Raw genomic sequence first — 22,893 nt, 5'->3', positions numbered from 1 at the left:
GTTAATTTAATTTTATAGTATAGTATGTTTTCAAGAAAGGGAAACTTCTATATAAATATAATATAAAAAATGAAGATACTTTTAGAGTTTTGTATGGGGGATTAGGTAATCTATACAATATAAATAGTTAAATAGGGGGGATTGTATTGTAGAGAAGATACAGGCTACCCATTTGCATAATTTTAAACTAGAAATAAAAATTAATTAATTGAAGTAGTAACACTTAATTATAAATTTAAGAGGAAATAGACCCAAACAAAAAATTCACACCTTTTAATTAAAAGTGTGTGAATTTCTTGTTTTGGGTGCTTAAAATTTTTAAGTCAATGATTAAACGTCGGAAATTAAGTTATATATTAGACTTCTCAGCAATATTAAACATATATGGCGTAAAGATTAAAAAGAAACCCAATATCACCATCAAAGAATTTAATGAAAATAAAGAAGAGTTGTTAATGAAAGATGATTCAAAAATAATTACAAAAGTCATACCAGTTCCACGCAAAATAGATTTAAAAGAAACAGAATTTGTCATCATTTCAAATGATTTCAATTGTAAATTTTGAATTGATTTAGCTACTTTGGTTTTCGTGTTCAATCCTTCTTTCTAAAAAATAAGGTATATACTATATTCATTGTATTCCTGGGTGTTTTGAAATTCAAATTTTTATTTTTGTGTAACAAATCAGTGGGTATTAGGAAGCAGGGTAAATTGCTTTATATGTAGGAGGGAACCGAAAGATATCTATATCTTCTTTAAGATAATGACTTAGCTTTATAGAAAAAGAAGAACGCTTTCTCTTAAACTGAATCTCTCTAATTTCGACTTGATAGTAATAGGATTTTCTCTTTAATTTAGTGAAGAAATAGACGTTCTCTTGTATGAAAAGAAGCGAGCTTGATATAATCTATAAAATTAACCGATTGTACTTGTAAATAAAAATAGCATGATAGCAATTGATAAAAACAGGTATATTATATAAATTGTCAGCAATATATATCATCCCTTTCTATTGATATACGTATCATACAAACATAATCTGTAGTATATATGGAGTTTATGGGTAGTTAGTGTAATGATTATTATAATAATTTTTTAGTTGTGAGAAAGAATAGGAGAATCAACTATTACTTATTGATTTTATATCGTTATTTTAAGAAAACAGAATATGTTTTACAGTCAGTTTTTCTATGCTATAAGTATCATTAAGATACGGTAGTTACTGCTCATTGGTCATAAGTAGTTATTTGAAATCAAGAAGGAACGCCTTTACTATAAATAAATTATATATAGAAAGGTGATATGATTATGTATTTATATGAAAGTAACGGGGAACGAAACCAAGAAATGTTATTTTCTATATAATGTGTTTCCGCGAATAAAGTTGAAATAAATCAATTACCAACATGGAATGAAATTGTAGTTATTGTACTTTTACTTTTAGGACGTTCAGCGGTTTGTTAATTTGTATTTTAATTATTTTTATAAAATAAAACATTTTAATCTAAATATGAATTGTTTCCAAAAACAAAAAAGAATCTAGTGGAATTTCTAGATTCTTTTTTATTTTATAATCCTAAAGATATGTCACATGAAATTTTTTTAAGTTCACTGGATTCTTTATTTCCTTTAATATAGCATACCTGGAGAGACTGCTCTTTTGATACATAAGGTAATTGAACTTCTTAAGCCGAAGGAGGGATAAAGAAATCCTTTAAAAAATTTAATTGGTGATAGCATATACTTTTACTGTAAATGGGTGATTCACACCACTTGGATTTGCGATATAATATTTAGAATTTGTATCTGCTGCAGTCCTGGACTCATTTGAAATATTGCTCCAACTAACACGATCTAGACCCAGAGAAACATCGACCATAATATTGAAAGAGATACTGTCAGAAGTCTCTCCCTGGGTAGGTTCAATAATCCATTTTAAACCGATTGTCCCTGGGGGTAAATTATTTATACTAAAGTTTTGGCTGGATCGGTTCTTTTCTCCAGGCAATGGCTTAGAGTCAGAAGAAATTTGGGAAATTAATATCTCTTTTTCATTAACGTTTATCCCATTTAATTTAATGATACTATCTATTAAACCTGGACCTGGAAAATCAGCTGCAATGATACCAGAATGTCTGATACCACCTTGTAGTATGAAATCTGTCCCCATTGTATTCATTCCACCATAAAATACTTGACCGTTTGTATCACGAGGGAAGTCTTTCCATTCATTTGTTGTGTTTTTTTGAATTAACTGTGGGTTACTACCAGTATCTCGATTTTCCTTTCCACTTGCAACAAACCAAGGATAATAATTATTCCATAATGCTGTAGCGCCACCTGTACCACTAAAATGGTTGAGATAGATATGATTATTGTTAGAGTCGTTATTTGCCTTTAGAAGCTGGTTTTTTACTGCACTCCATTTTTCATACATTCCATCCGGTCCAGCGCTAACTTCAAAATTATCTTGGATATTTAATGATTCATAATTAATACCGTATTCTTGAGATGCTGCGAAGTTTTGTAGTATTACAATTTTTCCGCGGATATCTCCTAACTTAGGGTTATTTCTTTCTGAAAATGGAACAGAATTAGGTTCCCAAAAGTAGGACACATTACGGTCTTTATAACTTTTAAATATCTCCTCGAATGACTGTGAGCCGTTCTCTGGATCAGTTTCCTCTTTTAAGCGCATTAAAATTGTTTCATGAGGGTTGTCTCTTAAAAATTGGATTGTTTCTTTTAATACATCTTCAAACATTGCTTTTTGATTTACAATACCATGCTGCATGGCAAAAGAATTTTTCACACGTTTAACACGCATGTCTACATACCGTATTCCTGCATTGAACTGCTGAGGTAGGGGCATTGTTTGATTTCTTGTCAAATTCTCATCAATAAAACTCGCTCCATGTAAAGCCATAGAACCATGAGTACCTGGAATAGATAATTCGCTTATTCTTTTTGTATCTTCCAATTTTGACATCCAGTTTGGATTTCGATAACCTAAATCGGAGTCATATGAATAACCTGAATGTCTATCAGCAAATACTATTGAAGTTGTACATAAACTCGCTAGTGTAAAACAAGTAAGAATCCCGAATTTTAAGTGTTTTATAATCTTTATTTTCTTCATTATATCTCTCCTGATTTTAAACAGATTAGTCTTATATAATAATTTAGGTGCTTTTACCATATGCATAAAGTCCAGCATGAGAATAATAGACTGTATTAATTTGAAAATTTAGTTTTTATAAATAGTGCCAAATTTATAATAGGTACCAAAAGGTTTGTAAAGTTAAAAAGAAAGTAAGTCAAATAAGATAATATGTTAGCTACCATCAGATTTACTATTTTCATTTGCCTTAAAATATTGTGTTAGGTTTAAAATTTAGAGTGGGATATTCTCATTTAGATTTGCTCAAAAGCCATCGTGCACTGGGAACATAAGTTTAGAAATGTAATCATAAAAGGGTGGAAAGGCCAAAATAATCATGTGCAAGTTTAGTGAAATGATGACAAAGTATATTATCATACTTCATGTACTTTATAAGGCATACAATTCAAATCTAATATTATACAAAGAAAACAGAAGTCTTAAACTAGACGTCTGTTTTCCGAAGTACAATGAATTATTAAAATTGGTAATGTTTACATAATTATTAATGTAAATTTTTATTTGTTAAGATATTATGTGACAAAATTATATGAATTCCATATCTGAGATCAAAAGACTTTTGGGGAGAGTCTCTCTCTTATTACTGCATTGAATTTAGAAATGGATTTGTTACATATAATATCATTTTAGAAAAACTTACGAATAATACTTCTCTGTAACCCTAAATAATGCCTGTAAGCTTATTTCTCATTAAAGCTTAAACTAACTGCAGTAGCAATAGATTGTCCTGCATGTTCCCAACTACCATCGATAACTTTTCCAAGTTGTTGACCGAGTGAATTTAAATCATTTGGATTAACAGGAATTCCGTTATATGCAGCAAGAATTGATAAAAGTGGAGCTACAATCGGTGTCCAGCCCCCTCTATCAATATGGAATTCGAATCCCGTTACCTCACCATCTTTTTTTGTGAATTTATAGTAAAGTTGATCATCTGGACGGAAGCTTAAATGATGAGAGATTTGTCCGTATACATCTTTACCAGCTGCACCTCGATCCACAACTTCAATTTCTTTTACATTAAATTCATGCTCAAATACTTTTATTTTTTTTACTTCGGGGCCATTTAATGCAGCTTGAACAGCCGTTTCTAGATTACTTTGTGCAAACGGTTGAATACTAACTTGTGATTCCTGTTGTTGGATAGGAGCAACTGTCTCAGCAGCAAATACTGATGTTGTAGGTAATGCAGCTGTAGCTAATGTTGCAGCCAGAGCAGTTGCTGTAATGATTTGCTTCTTCATAATTTTACTTCCTCCTTTTTAATATATGATAATTAACTATAAATTACTGACAGATAAATTATTTCTATACATAGATAGAAAAACATTATTGTGGGTAATGGAAGTTAGACTGACAGATAATTTATATGATAATAGTATCAATATGCATTTGATTTCTCAATTTTCAGTCAATGTATTCAATACTAACCAATTTTAAGTAAGTTTTAGAAGGTAAATCTCTAATAGCAATCTACAAACATGGTAATATTAGAGTGAAAATGCAATGATAATAATAAAATATTTTATGATTATCAAAAAAAATATAAAAAATTTCACATATATTTTTATTTTTATATTATTTTTATTATAATGTATAGAAATTAACATGTTTATGTAAATTAAAAATGAAGAATATTAAAATAATCGTTAAAATTAACGAAATGTTCAAGGTTTCAATCTCAAAATATGAATATTAGTTATATAATCATTTTAAAGGGATAATTCACCCTTCCTTTAATGTTGTTGTTTACAAGTCTATAGTTCCAATGTGTTGAAGCTACGATAAAAAGAACTTGTAATTATATATTACAAGTTCTTTTTGTTTTGATTTTTTTGAAAGGTACCTTAACTAGTTATGTTTTTCATATTTTATTAAGAGAACGGTAGAATTCTATCGGAAGCATATGTACATTATCGTAAAATAAATAGTAATGTGTATATAAACTAAGTGATTCTTAATCGTATTCTAATAACAAAAGGAAAGACCAACTAAAAATATAGTTGGTCTTTCCTTTAAGTTGGTGTAAAAACAAATAAATAAAAGATAGGTGAGAATTAATGCTGCTAAGCAGTATTGATTCTGAATTAACTATAACACACTTCCTAAGAAGTAGTTGTGTCGGTTGATTGAACATTCATCCTTCCTTTTTTAACAAATAAGTATCTAAAATACATCACTTAATTGACAAGGGATGCATTTTAATCGAGACATAGATCAATGCTCAAGATTTAGAAAGTAAATAACGAAATGTTCGAAGTGACAGATACCTGCGAACATCGACGTATTTACCAGCTTTCTTAGTAGGTTTTGTCAGTAGTTCCTACGCTGAGAACTGAAGTATCTTGTGCGTTGACGTAACTTCGATAAGTATGGGACGATAAAACATATTTTTTAAAATGCCCCTTAAACTAATTATAAATCTTTTTTTGCATATATCTTCAGTGAAATTATCATTGATATAATGCTAATAACTATTGAAATGAGACAAGGCATCCATGCCATGATAATTGATGGAAATGGAAGAGGGAGTGTAAAATTTAGATGGCTCAACTGAATTTCTTTTATAAGAGTAGGAGCTACAAAAGGTGTCAAAAAGACAACAATAAAAGAAATCATTTTTGTTTTATCAAAACCAAATTTAAATTGGAAAGGGAGTAATATTCCAAACAAAATACTAACAACTAAGAATGTTATTCCGAGAGCGTTTATACTAAGATTCTCGATACCAGATGGTATAATAATTGAAATTATCATTCGAATAATTGAGGCACAAAGAAAAACTACCAATAGAAAGAGATATTTTGCTTTTACAAAGGCACTTCTAGTATATGGTGTTGCACAAAGTAAAGCTGCTCCTTTGTATTGGTCTTCGAATTTCGATATTGTACCAAACAAAATATGCTCCATAAAAACTACTGTTAAAAGAAAACCAATAAGTCCACCATCGTTGAGGTGTAACTGAGTAGAAAGATAGATTGGTGCAATAGCTGCGAAAACGAGTAAAATAAAAAAATATCTTTTTACTAATAGTATGTCTTTTACAACAAGATTAATAAGCATATGTATTTCCTCCAATATAAGAAAGCATTATATCTTCTATAGTTGGTCTTTCCATCAAAACACCAGGCATAAGCCGGCACACATCATCTATTTTATGAGTAATCCCTTCAAATCCATATTTAGTTTGACTCAAATTCAAAAAGAGTTTTTCTGTTTGATTATTAATCAATTGATTATCACCTTTTACTAATGCATGTGTTTCCACTAGTGCATCTTTTTCTTCATCAATTAATATTTGACCATCATCTATCAAAATAATCATGTCTGCTATTTTATCTAGATCTGAGGTAATATGAGTAGAAAAAAAGACACTCTTTCCTGGTTCTTTCATAAAATCTAGAAGTATGTCTATTAGTTCACTTCGAACCAATGGATCAAGTCCACTTGTGGGTTCATCCATTATTAATAGATCTGCGTGGTGGGATAAAGCTAGAGCAACTGCAAATTTCATTCGCATTCCTTTGGAGAGGGTAGAAATTTTTTGTCCTAGATTTAAATTAAATCGTTTAATATACTTTAAAAAAACTTGCTCATCCCATTCAGTATAGGAAGGGGCGATTACATTCTTCATTTCTTTTAATGTTAATTCATCGTAAAAGTACCCTTCGTCTAACACGACACCAATTTTATTTTTGGATTTTCGTTCATGTTTATCTATATCCTTTTCTAAAAAATTAATTTTACCCGAATCTTTGAGTACGAGCCCGAGGATAGCTTTAATAGTAGTAGTTTTCCCAGAACCATTAGTACCAATAAAACCAGTTATACAGTCCTGGTTAAGTGAAAATGTCACGTCTTTTAATGAAAAATTCTCATAAGCTTTGTTTAGATTCTTCACTTCTAACACTGCATTCATTCTTCATTTTCCTCCTTTAAGATTAAATCTAACATCGAATAGAGTTCCTCATTATGGATTCCAATACTTCGAGCCATTTTGCACACTTCTGTCAATTTTACTTCAACCATATGACGCTTAGATTCCATTAATAATTCCAAGTTTGTAGATGCTACATAAGTACCTTTTCCAACCCTGGTAACGATAAAACCTTCGGATTCTAGTTCCGCATAAACTCTTTTTGTGGTTAACATACTTACATGTAAATCATTAGCCAATACACGGATTGATGGTAATTGTTCACCTTCCGTCAATTCATTATTAAATATAGAATCTTTAATTTGTTCCTTTATTTGTTGATATAAAGGTTGATTTGATGCATTATTTAAAATAATTTTCATTTAAATACCTCTCAATCGACAAGTGTGACTGTCTATGATGCACACCATACACACCATACACAGTTAAGATTATAAGTTATTGAAAATGGTTTAACAAGTTATCTTGTTATAAAGTTCACAAAATTTTCATTTTAGAAAAATCTATAACGAAATCCTCATATAAATTTCTTACTTTTTTTATTAATATAATGCTAAAATCTTAAGTTTTAGATACTGGGGCAGAAGAGCTTAAATGGTGGAATTATATTAATGACTTGTGAGACATATGAAAAGGAGTAATAAATATGTAAAAATGGGGGGGAAGGATAGATGAAAACAAGCTATTGCTTCATTGCTGAAGTTGCTAGCTTGTTTTCATCTATAAAACTTTGTTTTTTAAAATATTTCTAGTGAACCTTTCAAGAATGAAAGGAATTGAAAAATAGAGATAAGATAATTGATGTGTAAAATAAAAGAGAAGAAATAAGATAACTATTGCTAATAGCCTAATCACTTTAAAAATAAATAGAATTTTTTTTGCTTGCATAAATATCCTCCTCTAAAACCTTAAATTCATTTTTAAACCAATAGCATTTTTTACTGTTTTTCTATTGTTATTAATCGTGCCAATTAGTTATTAGATATTTCTCCCATCAAGAAAATATAGTTTGCTGTTTATCAAGTTAAGCTTTCATTTTAATTAAGTTAAGTTTAATAATATTAAGCTTTATTTATATATCCTCTGAATGAACTTTTTATATATTTATTTGGATATAAATCATTAATCATTGCGTATGGGCTTCCATTCCAGTATCTTACTACAGGTGTCCATAGTCTATGGCTTTTAAGCCACTGCATTGTGTATTGCTGTAATAATTGATTATCTGTCAGCTTTTCTTTTTCTTCAATTGTCCACTGTAATGCATCTAGCGCTTTTTCTCTCGTCCAAAAACCACTAGGTGTCATCTTAAATTCCCATTCTTTAAATTGATTTGGATATAAATCATTAATCATTGCATATGGACTATCATTCCAATATAATTGACAGGCTCCACGCAATCCTGATTGGGCTAACCATTTATGTTCGTATATATTCTTCAATTGATCCAGATTTAATTTTTCTTTTTCTTCAATTGTCCATTTTAGTGCTTGTAATGTTTTTTCTTTCGTCCAAAACTTATTAGGAGCCTTATTAAATTCCCATTCTTTAAATCGATTTGGATATAAATCATTAATCATCGCATACGGGCTTCCATTCCAAATCACCCTTAGAGGTGCACTTAGTCGATGTTCAATTAACCATTTTTGCCCATAAATTTGCAAGAGTTTTTGAGGTGGTAATTTCTCCTCTTCTTCAATTAACCATTTTAATAATTGTAGGGCCTTTTCTTTCGTCCAAAAATTTAATGGTGTCATTCTAAATTCCCATTCTTTAAATTGATTCGGATATAAATCATTAATCATCGCATATGGACTATTATTATATTTGTGCTTCAATACACCACGTAATCGATACTTTGCAATCAATTTGTTATTCCAATTCTGTTTTATCTCTTCTTCATTCCAATTCAAAATTTTTGTTACTAAATACTTTGTTACTCTTCTGGCCATTTGATTATTTCTATCTAATTTCCAAGTATTTGGTGGAAATCTATTTCTTTTTCCATTTAATATCTCCTGATAGATGTCTTCTATAGTATTAGTGTTCGTCTGCATCTTAAAACCTTCTTTTAATTATATATATAGTTAAAAAGATTTAAATGTTAGGACTTTCGTCCGAACTATTAATAATGTAAACTTTGTCTTAACTTAGAAAATATGATGCTTAATCAAATCATAGTAATGTAAAATAAGAATTACCTATAGAAAATATATAGTCTAGGGCAAATGAAAGAATAGATTTGTAAAATATAAATTTCAATTCATAAAAGACATCAATCTGAAAAGAAAGATGTCTTTTATTTAATAGTATTACGGTTTATTTAATTACTTTCCATAAAGCTAATGAGAAAATCCAATTTGGATCACCGTATCCTTGATAACTTTGTACTGCTTCATAAATTTTACCTTGATGTTCTACTCTATCTCCTTTTTTATATGCAGCATACGAATCCCATGCCTTATACTCAGAAGAGGGGGTATCTTTTGTTGTGATTTTGATTTCATTACTCGCAACTGAAACTTTTCCTTGAGTATCTATAGCTTTTACCATATAGCTATATTCAGTACTAGCCAGTAAATTTTCATCTGTATAGTAAGTTGAAGGACTTGTAGCTATTTTCGTACCGTTACGATAAATCTCATACTCTTTTATACCAACATTACTTATGGATTCTTCCCATATTAAATGAACACTGTTTGTAGTAGTTTCTGATGCTTGTAATCCAGTTGGAGCTGTTGGAGCTGTTTGTTCTGGATTCTCTTCCTTTGTTGTAACTGAAACTTCATTGCTACTTTTTGACTTATTTCCTGCAGCATCTGTAGCTTTAATTGTATAATTATATTTTGTATTGGCTTGTAATCCCGCATCTTCATAACGTGTTGTTTTTGTTGTTCCTACTTTTTTTCCATCACGATAAACTTCATATTCTTTCACACCAATATTATCTGTGGAAGCCTCCCACTGTAGCTCAACAGTTGTTGTTGTTTTACTAACAGAGCGTAGGTTAGAAGGAGCTGTTGGAGCGATTACGTCAATTTCAGTACTACTATTAAAAGCAGAAAATAGTTTAGAAAAGGCACCGTCGTCTACATCGGGTAATCCAGAAGCATCTCCAGTTGCCTGACCAATTTGCCAACTTTCAGTAGCCTTTTTATCACGATACACTGACCACATACTAATTTCCCCAATACCTTTTTCTTTGGCAAATTGGAACAATTCTTTTGCATTATTTAATGTGAAAGTTTCATTTTGAGTATCATTTTTTCCTATCATAGGTGTAACAGCAATCATTTTCCAAATGTCAGAATCTTTAATAGTACCTTTATATAAATTAGTTAACTGTCCATGCAAGCTATTAATAGCATCTATTGCAGCTTGTCCCATTTGTTGGTTTTGTTGTCCGTAATCCATAGTCATAATATTAATAGAATTTAAATCTACATCATGTTTTATAGCGCTTTGAATCACATTTATCCCATCATTAGTTAGGCCATAAGGCATTACTGGTAAGGTATAACCAATTTTTACATCTTTACCTTCAGCTTTTAATTCCTTTTGTAATAACGCAATTGCTTTTGATCTTCTTTCGATAGATTCTGGGTGAGCGACTAAGACTCCTTCAATATCAAAATCCATGTGTGTTAAATGTAATGTGTTAATTACACTTTTATAAGCATCTTTTAATTTATTTACATCTGTAATAGCTGCGGCAAGATCTGCACCTAATCCAGGGATATTACCGGCATTTGCTCCACCAAAAGATACTTTAACATCTCCACCTATTTTTCTAATTTGTTTAATTTGATCATCTAAGTTACCATCTCCAATAGGGGTATGACTTCCTCCCCATACTGGATTTCCATTTTTATCAGCCACTATAAAGGAAAGCGTGAAGAAACTAGTATTTGTTTCTTGGGCATATTTTAATAGATTTTGAGGATTCATGCCGTTATCTACATATGGTGCAAAAACATGAGTTGGCCAAGTGATTCCTTCACCAAATAAATCATTTGGATCGCTATTGTCAGGTATATATTCTGAACCAGTATATAATTCCCAACCGCTAAATTGTTGGGTAGGTAGTGTACCTGCATTTACCCAATATAAAGAATGATAAATCTTACCTTCATATGTAACGTAAGATTCACCTGGATAATCTTTGTTTTTATTCCAAAATGTTGCTACTTGTTGTTGAGATTTGGTTATATTTTCTTGAGCATACGCAAACGGTTGGCTAATGGCTTGGGATGTAGGAATAATAATAGTTAATGCAACAGCTGTTTTTGCTAGAGTACGAAATGGGTGTTTTTTTATAATCATAATAATATCTCCTCACTTCTGATTTATAATTTTAAAAAAATTATATTTGGCAATATAAAAATCCTTTTAAAATATATTCTGAAGAATTATTGCCGTAACCTCCGATACTGATATAAAAATTATGAATGTCTTTGATATTTTTAGTTAATGCTAATTTTTATATGTGATGATTACCCTCATTTAGTAGGATAACAACTTACAAAAAATGAAACAAATTAGGGGGAAATGTAATGATATTCATTCAAAAATAGTATATTTCTTCTCATAAACTACAGGAAATCGAATTAAAATGTATATATATATACCATTTTTGTAAGGTGAGAAATAATAGTAAGCTAGAAGTAATAGAAATGTACACAAAAGTGTCAATTCTAATAATCTAGTTTAGCTAAAAAATTGTTATCTTAAGTAGAAGACTAACTACTATTTTGACTGAATCTAAACAATATGTTGTATTTTTTAGTAATAAAATGAGATTATTCTTTCTAGATCTTCTAAAACTGTCTTAATTTAGTTAAATAGGTAAACTGGAAACAGCATAAATTAAGTCTATTACTTCTCCTACATTTTTTATTAGTTATATCTTTTTAGTATTCTCATATAAACTATAGGGAGTTTGAAAAATTGACACATAGACTTTTTGTTTTTATATGTTAAGATGGTGTTGCTAACCTATTGTTTATAATAAAAACAGCTTATTTTATTATTAAAAGTATAGGACTAGAAAAAACCTCATAAAGAGGTTTTTTCTTATTTCTATATTTATCTTTGATGTGAAAGTTCAGTTATAAAATTAATTTTGACATAATGCTATGATTCATTTAAATATTTCGTGCTCTTATATGTTGGATGAAGTCTTCAGATTATTTCATGATATATACAATTTTAATGCTTATTTAGTTTCTAATATATAGTATTGTAATTTTGCTAAATTCTTAAAAGGACACATACAAAATTAAATAATGTGTAATATACACTTAATTAATTTTTTGGATTGTAATTTTGAACTAATTTTTTTAATTTATACTCAGTAGCATAAGCATCAGCAGCAATAATTGCATCAAAGACCATTTCTGGTGAAATTTCAAATGGCATATTATGTATAGTTTCACCATCTTGACAGGCAGCTTCAGCCACTTTCATCAATTCTTCTTTACTTGCATCACCTAGGTTCAAATCTTCAAGTGTAGTAGGTAAGCCAAGCTTGATACAGAAATCAATGTAGTTATATAGTTCTTCAGTTGTCCAAGATTCCAATGCCATTTGTACTAATGTGCCAAATGCAACCTTTTCTCCATGCATCAAATCATGAGTCTTATCATGTAAAACAGTAAAACCATTATGGATGGCATGAGCTGCAGCTAACCCCACACTTTCAAATCCAAGGCCACTAAGCAAGGTGTTTGCCTCTATTACGGCTTCAACTGCTGGAGTAACAGTTTTTTGTTTAACTGCTAAAAGAGCAGCTTCTCCATATTGAAATAAGGTATCCCAACAGAGTTCTGCAATCTTAGCAGCTGCTAGGGTAGAGAGTCCTCCAGCCATAGCGGGTTTTCGAGATTCTAAATTTGCTCTAGCTTCAATCCATGTAGCCATTCCGTCTCCAATCCCAGCAGCTAAAAATCTGGATGGAGCTTGTGCAATGACTTGGGAATCTACTAAAATAATATCCGGATTTTTTAAATAAAATTTGTATTTCTCAAATACTCCATCATCAGAGTAAATAACAGAAAGAGAACTGGTTGGTGCATCTGTTGAGGCAATAGTGGGAACGCTTACAACTTTGGCCGAAAGAATTTCTCCTACCGCTTTTGCTGTGTCTACTGATTTACCACCACCAATACCAATGATTACATCAGCACCAAATTCTTTTCCTATTTTCTCAATTCTTGCAATTTCATTTTCAGAACTTTCACCATTAAAACCGACTTTTTCAAAGCTTAGATTTTGTTTATGAAAGCTTTCCATAACTTTTTCACCAACAAGATGCCAAACACATTCATCTACAATAACTAATAAATTGGTTCCTAGAGGTTTTACATACTCTCCAATTTTTTTAATTACATTTCTTCCCTGAATATATTTTTGCGGGCTAATTAGGATACGTTCCATGATAATCACTCCTTGATTTTTTTGTAAGTAAGCTGAAAATCTAGCCTTGAATCTAATGTTATCAAAATTCTGAGTACAGAATTATGAATATTTTATGTATATTTTTCGTCTGTTATATGACGGATTAAAAGATAGTGTTATGATTATCAAAAATCAAATACTATTTCTTAAGAAAGGTGAAATGGGAAAATTAGTATTAAAAACCTATATTATCAGGTTTTGTATAAAAAATCTTATTATGTAATAGTTAGAGTTTTAATAATGAAAATAAAAATACATAAAATTCACTGGTTGAATTTTATGTATTTTTATGCACATATTATTATGAAATAGGTTCTTATGATACAAAGGATTGAAATTAATATTCATACTAAAAATGGTCCACATGCTCGAGCCGTAGCTACACTTATAGCAAAATTGAGCGGAATACTTTTAACGATGAATCTATTCATGAAACACAATCATTATTAGACCAATTGACTCTTGAAAAGAAAAGAATAAAGTATTTAGAATGTGAATTGTCGAAATATAAAAAACTAAACAACTCTTTTCCAGACATTATTATTTATAGTGACACTTTAATGAAGACGCTCTTTGTTGCGAATGAAGTGGCAGAATTAGATTCTACGATTCTTATTACTGGAGAGAGTGAAACAGGAAAAGAACTTATAGGTAAAGGTATCCATAAAGCTGTTTTCAGAAAGGATAAGTCGTTTATTCTAGTAAATTGTGCGGCTATCCCCCCTAATTTAATTGAAAGTGAGCTATTTGAGCATGAAAAAGGAGTATTCACTGGAGCACTTCACATGAGGAAAGGGAAATTTGAGCAAGCAAACATTGGTAGAATCTTTTTAGATGAAATTGGAGGCTTAAAGCTAAATGTCTAAGTGAAATCATTATAGGTTTTTATAATAAAAGGGAATTGTAGGAGGGGATAAAATTATAAAATTAAATTTAGGGTACTAGCGGCGACTAATGGAAAGGAATAGATGCCATGAAAAAATTTATTAATAATCCAGAAAAAGTAGTTAGGGATATGATTGACGGAATGTTGTTTGCACATTCTGATAAACTACAAAATATGGCTGAAACAAATATAATTATTCGAGCTAATAGTCCATTTCCAGGAAAAGTGGCAATTGTCAGCGGAGGCGGGAGTGGTCATGAACCAGCGCATATAGGATTTGTTGGTAAAGGAATGCTTGATGCTGCTGTAATTGGTGAAATTTTTACTTCTCCTACACCAGACCAGATTTTGAAAGCAATTCAAAAGGTGGATACTGGAAGTGGGGTTTTGTTAATTGTAAAAAACTACTCAGGAGACATAATGAATTTTGAAATGGCTGCTGAAATGGCTGAAGCACAGGGAATTCCAATTGCTACAGTCATTGTTAATGATGATATTGCTATTAATAATAGTTCACAAACTATGAGAAGAAGAGGAATTTCTGGAACAATATTTGTACATAAAATAGCTGGAGCAATGGCTGAGAAAGGTGCATCGCTTAAAGAAGTTGAAGATGTTGCAAATAAAGTAATTGCTAATATACGTAGTATGGGCATGGCATTAACAACGTGTACTATACCTGGATCTGATACAGTCGGTTATAAAATTGGTGAAAATGAAGTAGAGGTTGGTATAGGCATTCACGGTGAACCTGGAACACATCGTATTAGTATGATAGCAGCTAATGAAATGGCTGAACTCCTTTTAGAGCATATTTTAAGTGATATGCAATTGAAAATTGGTGATAAAGTTGCAGTAATGGTAAACGGCTTAGGTGGAACGCCGTTAATGGAATTATATATTTTAAATAAGATGATTAACATAATATTAAACAAAATTGGTATCGATATCTGTAAAACATATGTTGGGGAATACATGACAGCGATTGAAATGGCCGGTTTTTCTATTACTTTATTAAAACTAGATGAACAATTAACTGCTTTGCTTAATGATCCAGCAAATACGACTAACTGGCGTGTACAATAGGAGGGCCAACATGTATATTACACCAAGACATATCATTAATTGGATGCAACTTACTGCAAAACAACTTGAGTATCAAAAAAAAAATTTAACGCAACTTGATCAATTCATAGGTGATGGAGATCATGGTATTAATATGAATAGAGGGTTTAAAGAGGTTGAAAAAAAGATATCATATACAGCCTATGATGATATTGGAAATGTATTTCATGATATTGGAATGATACTTATTTCAAAGGTTGGAGGTGCATCAGGGCCTTTATATGGAACAGCATTTTTAAGGGCTGGTAGTGTTTTAAAAGGGAAAAATAAAATTACAATTAATGAATTAGGACTTGCTTTTCAAGAATCTGTAAATGGCATTTGTCTAAGAGGAAAAACTCAGATAGGAGATAAAACAATGCTTGATGTTTGGGATCCTGTTTTGAAGTATATCCAAAGAAATGGAGAAAAAATAAAACCTATTGGTCTTATCATTTTTGCAAGAGAACAAATGGAAAAAACTAAGCCATTATTAGCTAAAAAAGGACGTGCTTCTTTTCTAGGAGAAAGGTCTATTGGTCATTTAGATCCAGGAGCAGTCTCATCTTTTATTATCTTTGAAACTCTATGTTTATCTCTTATAGGTGAAAAAGAAATTGTTAATGAACTTAGGGAGCAATTGTGATGACTAATGCAGGAATTGCTTTAGTTTCTCATGTTTATCTACTAGTTAAGAGATTTAAAAGCTTTACTCGCCCGATTAAGTTCCAGTGTTTTTAAAGTTTCTGCAGGAGTAGTAGATAACGATAAGTAGGTAGAAGCGTCAGATAAATTCAAGAGGTTATTTATAATGAACGAGTTGTAATTGTATTCCTAAATTTGGGAGGCGCTCTAATTAAGAGTGATTAAATCAAAATAGCAGATTCACTATTAATAGAGGGTCCTACGTAGCACTTGTTGAATTAGGGATTGGCAAAACTTTAGAAGAAATCTTTAAGATTTAAGGCTGTACTTGAAGCGAAAACCATTATAAAAATATAAAAGGAGCTAATCTTATGAGAATCGAAAGAAAATTGATTGTAACTCGTAAGGATGGAATTCATGCAAAATCAGCAAGTGAAATTGTAGATGGCTTAAGGGATTATTATTGTTCGGTTAAGTTTATATTTAAAGATAAAAAAGTTAATGCAAAAAGCACTCTTCAATTAATCGGTTTAGCAGTAAAAAGAGGAGCGGAAATACATGTAATTCTTGATGGGGAAGATGCTGATGATGCCCTTGTGTTTATACAATGGTATTTGAAATAACAAAAGGGGGTCATAAATATGTCTCCATTTATGGGGGAATTAATTGGAACCTTAGTTCTTATTTTATTAGGAAACGGCGTTGTAGCAGGTACTTTACTAAATAAATCCAAAGCACAAAATTCCGGATGGATTGCAATTACTCTTGGCTGGGGATTAGCAGTTACATTTGCTATATATATAGTAGATAACATAAGTGGAGCACATTTGAATCCTGCAGTTACAATTGCTTTTGCTTGTATAGGGTTATTTCCTTGGAGTGAAGTTCCTTCCTATATTGGTGCACAGTTGATGGGGGCTTTTTTAGGTTCAATATTTGTCTGGCTCCAGTATTTTCCGCATTGGAAAGAAACTAAAAATCAAGAAATTATATTGTCGGTGTTTTCTACAAGCCCTGCAATAAAAAGTTGGCCGTCCAATTTGTTAAGTGAAATTATTGGCACTGCAGTATTTGTATTTTCAATTTTAGCTATGAGTCATAATAAAGTTACAGATGGACTACTTCCAATAATAATAGGAGCGTTAATAGTATCTATAGGTTTATCTCTTGGTGGAACAACTGGATTTGCTTTAAATCCAGCTCGAGATTTTGGCCCAAGACTAGCACATCAAATCTTACCAATATGTAATAAAGGCTCTTCGGATTGGGGATACGCATGGATTCCCATAATTGGTAGTACCATAGGAGGAATCATAGGAGCTATATGTTTTCAATTGATTTATTAAGCAATTAATATATTAAACTTCAATTAGAAATCAATTAGTTAACTACGTTTACTATCGATCATATAATGCAAAGGGGTATTTAAGTAAAAAATGTATGCTAAAAAAAACACTATATATTCCTTATAATGTGGAATTGTTTTATTCATAAAATGTTCAATTTATATCCATTGTGAAAAAATTCACAATGGATATAATGAATATATAACCGTTGTAGAGGGTGATAGTGGTTTTATTCATTTGAGAACTGATAAACGAGCTGCTTTTATATTGTTATATTCATGTGTTTTTTTACAAATATTATTATTATTTGATACATACTCTCTTTAAAGTTGAGCAAATATCCAATCTAACCAAGATCAAAAATACCAATGCCAAATATTCTTTTTGCGACGAATCAACTCTTTTATCAAATTTCTGTCTACAACTACAAACTGTTTTCTAAATAGCTATCTTTAGCAAACTTCTGACTCGTAAGAGGGGGTTATTGTTTTTTTGTTTGTTATTTTGTATGCAGGCGATATAAATCATCTTCTCAGATAGAACGGCAATGTTTTTAGTAAGTGGAATCGATTTCATTATACGAATAACAGTGCTTTTCTTTATTTGGGAAAAGGATAAACATGTATAGTCTGTCATTCCATTGAACTTTTGGTGAGTAACATATGCGTAATTAAAAACTTGCATGGTATTTTTATCATTCGAAAGAACTTTAAATTGATTTCTGTCATGTTCGTTTGCATTGATAATCATGTTTTTCGAGATAAACGCTTTCCTTATCAATGAGGCAATTCGCAAGTGGAATTTTACTCCTATTTTGGTTTGACGCAACTCAGTCTATTTATAGTTGATTAGGTTTAGAGTAAGTGTATTTGAAACAACGATTTTCAACGGTATGTTCTTTCTATATTTTGAAAGCGTTTTCTTGTATTAGGTTATTTTATAAGATTATGAACCTTTTACCCAAGAAATTAAGTGTTTTAAGTAATGATTTGAAAAATGATGAATTGGAGATTTACAAACTCATTTTTAGTAGTAAACAAAATTTTATAAAAGAAGTGAGATTTAAATAGCCTAGGAGGTGGTTTTCTCAAGGATAGAAAAAGTTGGTTTTTAATAGTTAAAGATTGATGAAATGAAGAAGAAAAGTTGTATTGGTTGCGTCAATTCAGAAAAAATTAGGATGAAATATTTAGGAGGTAGAGAGATGGTAGGGATTATCCTAGCAAGCCATGGCCAATTTGCTGAAGGCATTTTACAATCTGGCGCAATGATTTTTGGAGAGCAAGAGAATGTTAAGGCTGTTACCTTAATGCCAAACGAAGGGCCAGACGATTTGAGAGCAAAAATGGAAGCAGCAGTTGCATCTTTTGATAATCAAGATGAGGTATTATTTTTAGTCGATCTATGGGGCGGTACTCCATTCAATCAAGCTAATGGCTTGTATGAAGAACACAAAGACAATTGGGCAATCGTTGCTGGTTTGAACTTACCAATGGTGATTGAAGCTTATGCATCCCGTTTATCAATTACGTCTGCTCAAGAGATCGCAGCACATATCATTAAAACAGCGAAGGAAGGGGTCAGAATTAAACCTGAAGAGCTGGAACCCAAAGAAAATACTGATATCGCAGTTGCAAAAGATGGAAAAGCAAATGGCAGACTTGCTCCCGGTACAGTAGTTGGTGATGGGAAAATCAAGTTCGTTTTAGTCCGTGTGGATTCTCGTTTATTGCATGGTCAGGTAGCGACTGCATGGACAAAGTCTACACAACCAAATCGTATTATCGTAGTTTCAGATGCAGTGTCTAAAGACGATCTTCGTAAAAAATTAATCGAACAGGCGGCACCACCAGGGGTTAAGGCCAATGTTATTCCAATCAGCAAAATGATTGAAGTAGAAAAAGATCCCCGTTTTGGTAATACTAATGCACTGGTATTATTTGAAAACCCACTAGATGTCCTGAGAGTTATAGAGGGTGGCGTGGATATTAAAGAAGTTAACGTTGGTTCTATGGCTCATTCAACTGGAAAGGTTGTTGTTAATAAGGTTCTTTCTATGGGAAGAGAAGATGTAGGGGCTTTCGAGAAAATGAAAGCAAAAGGCATTCATTTTGATGTACGTAAAGTACCTAATGATTCTCGTGCAAATATGGATGATATTCTAAAAAAAGCGAAGGTTGAATTATCGTAGTTACATAGCAAATTTAATGAAATGGGGGATCATAATGTCTACTATAGAAATAATTTTAGTGATACTAATTGCATTTCTAGCCGGTATGGAAGGAATATTAGATGAATTTCAATTCCATCAACCACTAGTGGCATGTACACTAATTGGTTTAGTAACAGGTAACCTGGAGGCGGGTATTGTTCTTGGCGGTACACTTCAAATGATTGCACTTGGATGGGCAAATATTGGAGCAGCCGTAGCGCCGGATGCTGCATTGGCATCAGTTGCATCAGCAATCATTTTAGTATTAGGCGGACAAGGTGTTAGCGGTGTTGCATCAGCAATTGCAGTAGCGGTACCACTTGCAGTAGCAGGACTTTTTTTAACAATGATTGTTCGTACACTTGCTGTTCCTATTGTACACATGATGGATACGGCAGCTGAAGAAGGAAATATAAAAAAAATTGAAGTGTTACACATCGCTGCGGTGTGTTTACAAGGTATCCGAATTGCGATTCCTGCCGGAGCACTTTTATTTATCCCTGCACAAAGCGTTCAAGGATTCTTGGAATCAATGCCTGCATGGTTAACTGATGGAATGGCTATTGGTGGCGGAATGGTTGTTGCTGTTGGTTATGCATTAGTTATTAATATGATGGCAACAAAAGAAGTATGGCCATTCTTCATTATTGGTTTCGTAATAGCTGCAATTTCTCAATTAACACTTATTGCTCTTGGTGCATTGGGTGTGGCTTTAGCTCTTATTTATTTGAGTCTTTCTAAAATGGGTGGTTCTTCAAATGGTGGTGGAGGTAACTCTGGTGACCCGCTTGACGATATCTTAAACGATTATTAATTCAGGAGGAGAAGACAAATGGCAGAAAAAATTCAATTAACAAAAAGAGATCGTTTAGCCGTTGCATGGCGATCTACATTTATTCAGGGTTCTTGGAACTACGAACGTATGCAGAATGGTGGTTGGGCCTTCTCGATGATTCCAGCGATTAAAAAGTTATATAAATCAAAAGAAGATCGAAAAGCAGCATTAAAACGTCACTTGGAATTCTTCAATACACACCCTTATATTGCTTCACCAATTCTAGGAGTTACATTAGCACTTGAAGAAGAACGTGCTAATGGTGCAGAAGTTGATGATGTGGCAATTCAGGGGGTTAAAGTTGGAATGATGGGTCCTTTAGCTGGTGTTGGTGATCCGGTATTCTGGTTTACTTTACGTCCAATGTTAGGGGCTTTAGGAGCATCATTAGCAATGGGGGGGAATATCCTTGGGCCAATCCTTTTCTTCTTAGCTTGGAATCTGGTTCGTTGGGGATTTATGTGGTATACACAAGAATTTGGTTATAAAGCCGGTTCTAAAATTACTGATGATCTTTCAGGTGGGTTATTACAAGATATTACAAAAGGTGCATCAATCCTTGGTATGTTTGTACTTGCAGCCTTGGTGGAACGGTGGGTGTCAATTAAATTCAAGCCAGTTGTATCTGAAGTTCAGTTAGATAAAGGTGCGTATGTTGAGTGGGACAAACTTCCTGGAAATGGTGAAGGGATTCGTCAATCTTTTGAACAAGTAAACTCAGGAATGGCACTGTCACCTACGAAAGTAACTACCTTGCAAGATAACTTAGATCAATTGATTCCTGGTTTAGCTGCATTACTTCTGACATTCTTCTGCATGTGGTTGTTGAAGAAAAAAGTCAGCCCAATTGTTATTATTCTTTCATTATTCGTAGTTGGGGTAGTTGGTCACGTAATCGGACTTTTATAATTTAAGTTGCTCAAGAATTCAATTATTAAGATTTATCATTTTAGCCAAGAAGGCTCCTTCCTCAAGGAGCGTGAAGGGTCACAGTCCAGTGAGTTGGTGGGAGATGAATTGGCTTCGAACAAGGGATGGCAGAAAGCCATCTTAATTGTTCGACATATAGAAAGTATTACTCCACTACCTATCGAATGTACGTTTGGTATATAATAGTCATATACCGAAATGGAGGTGAATCAAATAATGATTAATAAAGCCTATAAGTTTCGTATCTATCCAAATCAAGCACAAGCAATTTTAATCAACAAAACGATTGGTTGTTCTCGCTTTGTATTCAATCATTTCCTATCCTTATGGGATCATGTATACAAAGAGACAGGAAAAGGCTTGACCTATGGTATATGCTCTGCCAAACTACCTGCCATGAAGAAAGAGCTTGTTTGGCTAAAAGAAGTGGATAGTATTGCGATTCAGTCGTCTGTTCGCAACCTTGCGGATGCTTATACGCGCTTTTTCAAAAAACAAAACAGCGCACCGCGCTTTAAATCTAAGAAGAACAACGTACAATCTTATACCACAAAACAAACAAATGAAAACATTGCCGTTGTAGGAAGCAAAATAAAATTGCCAAAACTAGGTCTTGTTCGATTTGCCAAAAGTCGTGAAGTAAAGGGACGTATTTTAAATGCTACGGTTAGACGGAACCCTTCTGGTAGATACTTTGTTTCATTGTTAGTTGAAACAGAAGTGCAAGAACTTCCGAAAACACATTCTTACATTGGAATAGATGTAGGACTAAAAGATTTCGCCATTTTGTCAGATGGAACCCCCTATGAAAATCCGAAGTTTTTTCGATCGTTAGAAGAGAAGTTGGCAAAAGCACAGTGTGTTCTTTCTAGGAGAATGAAAGGATCTTCTGGCTGGAATAAACAGCGAATAAAGGTAGCTAGAATTCATGAATACATGACGAATGCTAGAAAAGATTACTTGGACAAAGTCTCAACTGAAATCATCAAAAACCACGATGTTATTGGTATAGAGGATTTGCAAGTATCGAATATGTTAAAGAATCATAAGTTAGCAAAAGCAATTAGTGAGGTATCATGGTCACAGTTTCGAGCCATGTTAGAATACAAAGCAAAATGGTACGGTAAACAAGTCATTGTCGTATCAAAAACATTTGCTTCCAGTCAATTATGTTCTTGTTGTGGATATCAAAACAAAGACGTTAAAAATCTAAACCTACGTAAATGGGACTGCCCTTCTTGCCATACACACCATGATAGGGATATTAACGCAAGTATCAATCTAAAGAATGAAGCTATAAGGCTTCTAACCGCAAGGACTGCGGGGTTAGCCTAATAAATTAGAGTTCGATAGAACTCTT

18 protein-coding genes are annotated in these 22,893 nt (G+C 32.2%); 10 read left to right on the top strand and 8 right to left on the bottom strand.

The window, feature by feature from the left end; genetic code table 11:
• Nucleotides 1–296 precede the first annotated feature (296 nt).
• Nucleotides 297–566, top strand: coding sequence for a hypothetical protein (locus NST86_RS31310; protein WP_181004155.1), 270 nt, complete (start codon nt 297–299; stop codon nt 564–566).
• Nucleotides 567–1,724: 1,158 nt separating this feature from the next.
• Here NST86_RS31310 and NST86_RS31305 read toward each other — a convergent pair.
• From NST86_RS31305 to NST86_RS31270, 8 genes are all read right to left on the bottom strand, one after another.
• Nucleotides 1,725–3,140: a phosphatidylinositol-specific phospholipase C gene (locus NST86_RS31305; protein ID WP_000721291.1), complete on the bottom strand. Its 1,416-nt coding sequence runs from the start codon at nt 3,138–3,140 to the stop codon at nt 1,725–1,727.
• A gap of 722 nt (nt 3,141–3,862) precedes the next feature.
• A complete protein-coding gene (locus NST86_RS31300) occupies nt 3,863–4,426 on the bottom strand; it encodes a hypothetical protein (protein WP_000744122.1) in 564 nt (187 codons plus the stop codon).
• Nucleotides 4,427–5,597: 1,171 nt separating this feature from the next.
• Nucleotides 5,598–6,245: an ABC-2 transporter permease gene (locus NST86_RS31295; RefSeq protein ID WP_000906775.1), complete on the bottom strand. Its 648-nt coding sequence runs from the start codon at nt 6,243–6,245 to the stop codon at nt 5,598–5,600.
• Nucleotides 6,235–7,101, bottom strand: a complete 867-nt coding sequence (locus NST86_RS31290) for an ABC transporter ATP-binding protein (RefSeq protein WP_000994767.1) — start codon at nt 7,099–7,101, stop codon at nt 6,235–6,237. The genes NST86_RS31295 and NST86_RS31290 overlap by 11 nt, the downstream gene beginning before the upstream one ends.
• The gene (locus NST86_RS31285; RefSeq protein ID WP_000691660.1) at nt 7,098–7,481 is read right to left on the bottom strand and encodes a GntR family transcriptional regulator; all 384 of its coding nucleotides are present in this window, start codon (nt 7,479–7,481) and stop codon (nt 7,098–7,100) included. The genes NST86_RS31290 and NST86_RS31285 overlap by 4 nt, the downstream gene beginning before the upstream one ends.
• 699 nt (nt 7,482–8,180) lie before the next feature.
• Nucleotides 8,181–9,176 carry a DUF4046 domain-containing protein gene (locus tag NST86_RS31280; protein WP_050822643.1) on the bottom strand — a complete coding sequence of 332 codons (996 nt, stop codon included), beginning with the start codon at nt 9,174–9,176 and terminating at the stop codon, nt 8,181–8,183.
• A 262-nt stretch (nt 9,177–9,438) separates the two neighbouring features.
• The gene (locus tag NST86_RS31275; protein WP_086423715.1) at nt 9,439–11,442 is read right to left on the bottom strand and encodes a fibronectin type III domain-containing protein; all 2,004 of its coding nucleotides are present in this window, start codon (nt 11,440–11,442) and stop codon (nt 9,439–9,441) included.
• Nucleotides 11,443–12,423: 981 nt separating this feature from the next.
• Nucleotides 12,424–13,554 (bottom strand): glycerol dehydrogenase, encoded by a 1,131-nt coding sequence (locus NST86_RS31270; RefSeq protein WP_086423714.1) that lies wholly within the window; start codon nt 13,552–13,554, stop codon nt 12,424–12,426.
• 581 nt (nt 13,555–14,135) lie between these two features.
• Here NST86_RS31270 and NST86_RS31265 point away from each other — a divergent pair.
• The 9 genes from NST86_RS31265 (at nt 14,136) to tnpB (ending at nt 22,868) form a co-directional block, all read left to right on the top strand.
• Nucleotides 14,136–14,441: a sigma 54-interacting transcriptional regulator gene (locus NST86_RS31265; RefSeq protein ID WP_241669938.1), complete on the top strand. Its 306-nt coding sequence runs from the start codon at nt 14,136–14,138 to the stop codon at nt 14,439–14,441.
• Nucleotides 14,442–14,548: 107 nt separating this feature from the next.
• Nucleotides 14,549–15,547 (top strand): dihydroxyacetone kinase subunit DhaK, encoded by a 999-nt coding sequence (gene dhaK, locus NST86_RS31260; RefSeq protein ID WP_137070291.1) that lies wholly within the window; start codon nt 14,549–14,551, stop codon nt 15,545–15,547.
• Nucleotides 15,548–15,557: 10 nt separating this feature from the next.
• Entirely contained in the window at nt 15,558–16,211 is a 654-nt protein-coding gene (dhaL, locus tag NST86_RS31255; protein WP_025966275.1) for a dihydroxyacetone kinase subunit DhaL, read from the top strand.
• Between the two features lie 370 nt (nt 16,212–16,581).
• Nucleotides 16,582–16,833, top strand: a complete 252-nt coding sequence (locus NST86_RS31250; RefSeq protein WP_086391800.1) for an HPr family phosphocarrier protein — start codon at nt 16,582–16,584, stop codon at nt 16,831–16,833.
• Between the two features lie 18 nt (nt 16,834–16,851).
• A complete protein-coding gene (locus NST86_RS31245) occupies nt 16,852–17,556 on the top strand; it encodes an MIP/aquaporin family protein (RefSeq protein ID WP_086391801.1) in 705 nt (234 codons plus the stop codon).
• 1,204 nt (nt 17,557–18,760) lie between these two features.
• The gene (locus tag NST86_RS31240) at nt 18,761–19,747 is read left to right on the top strand and encodes a mannose/fructose/sorbose PTS transporter subunit IIA (protein ID WP_137070292.1); all 987 of its coding nucleotides are present in this window, start codon (nt 18,761–18,763) and stop codon (nt 19,745–19,747) included.
• 34 nt (nt 19,748–19,781) lie between these two features.
• A complete protein-coding gene (locus NST86_RS31235) occupies nt 19,782–20,582 on the top strand; it encodes a PTS mannose/fructose/sorbose transporter subunit IIC (RefSeq protein ID WP_000103758.1) in 801 nt (266 codons plus the stop codon).
• Nucleotides 20,583–20,600: 18 nt separating this feature from the next.
• Nucleotides 20,601–21,512, top strand: a complete 912-nt coding sequence (locus tag NST86_RS31230) for a PTS system mannose/fructose/sorbose family transporter subunit IID (protein WP_000818327.1) — start codon at nt 20,601–20,603, stop codon at nt 21,510–21,512.
• Between the two features lie 237 nt (nt 21,513–21,749).
• A complete protein-coding gene (gene tnpB, locus NST86_RS31225; protein WP_176342995.1) occupies nt 21,750–22,868 on the top strand; it encodes an IS200/IS605 family element RNA-guided endonuclease TnpB in 1,119 nt (372 codons plus the stop codon).
• Nucleotides 22,869–22,893: the final 25 nt, after the last annotated feature.

The sequence above is a fragment of the Bacillus sp. FSL L8-0199 genome (assembly GCF_038005705.1).
GTDB lineage: Bacteria > Bacillota > Bacilli > Bacillales > Bacillaceae_G > Bacillus_A > Bacillus_A cereus.
Note: the sequence above shows the minus strand (reverse complement) of the source record. Positions and strands in the feature narration are given on the sequence as shown.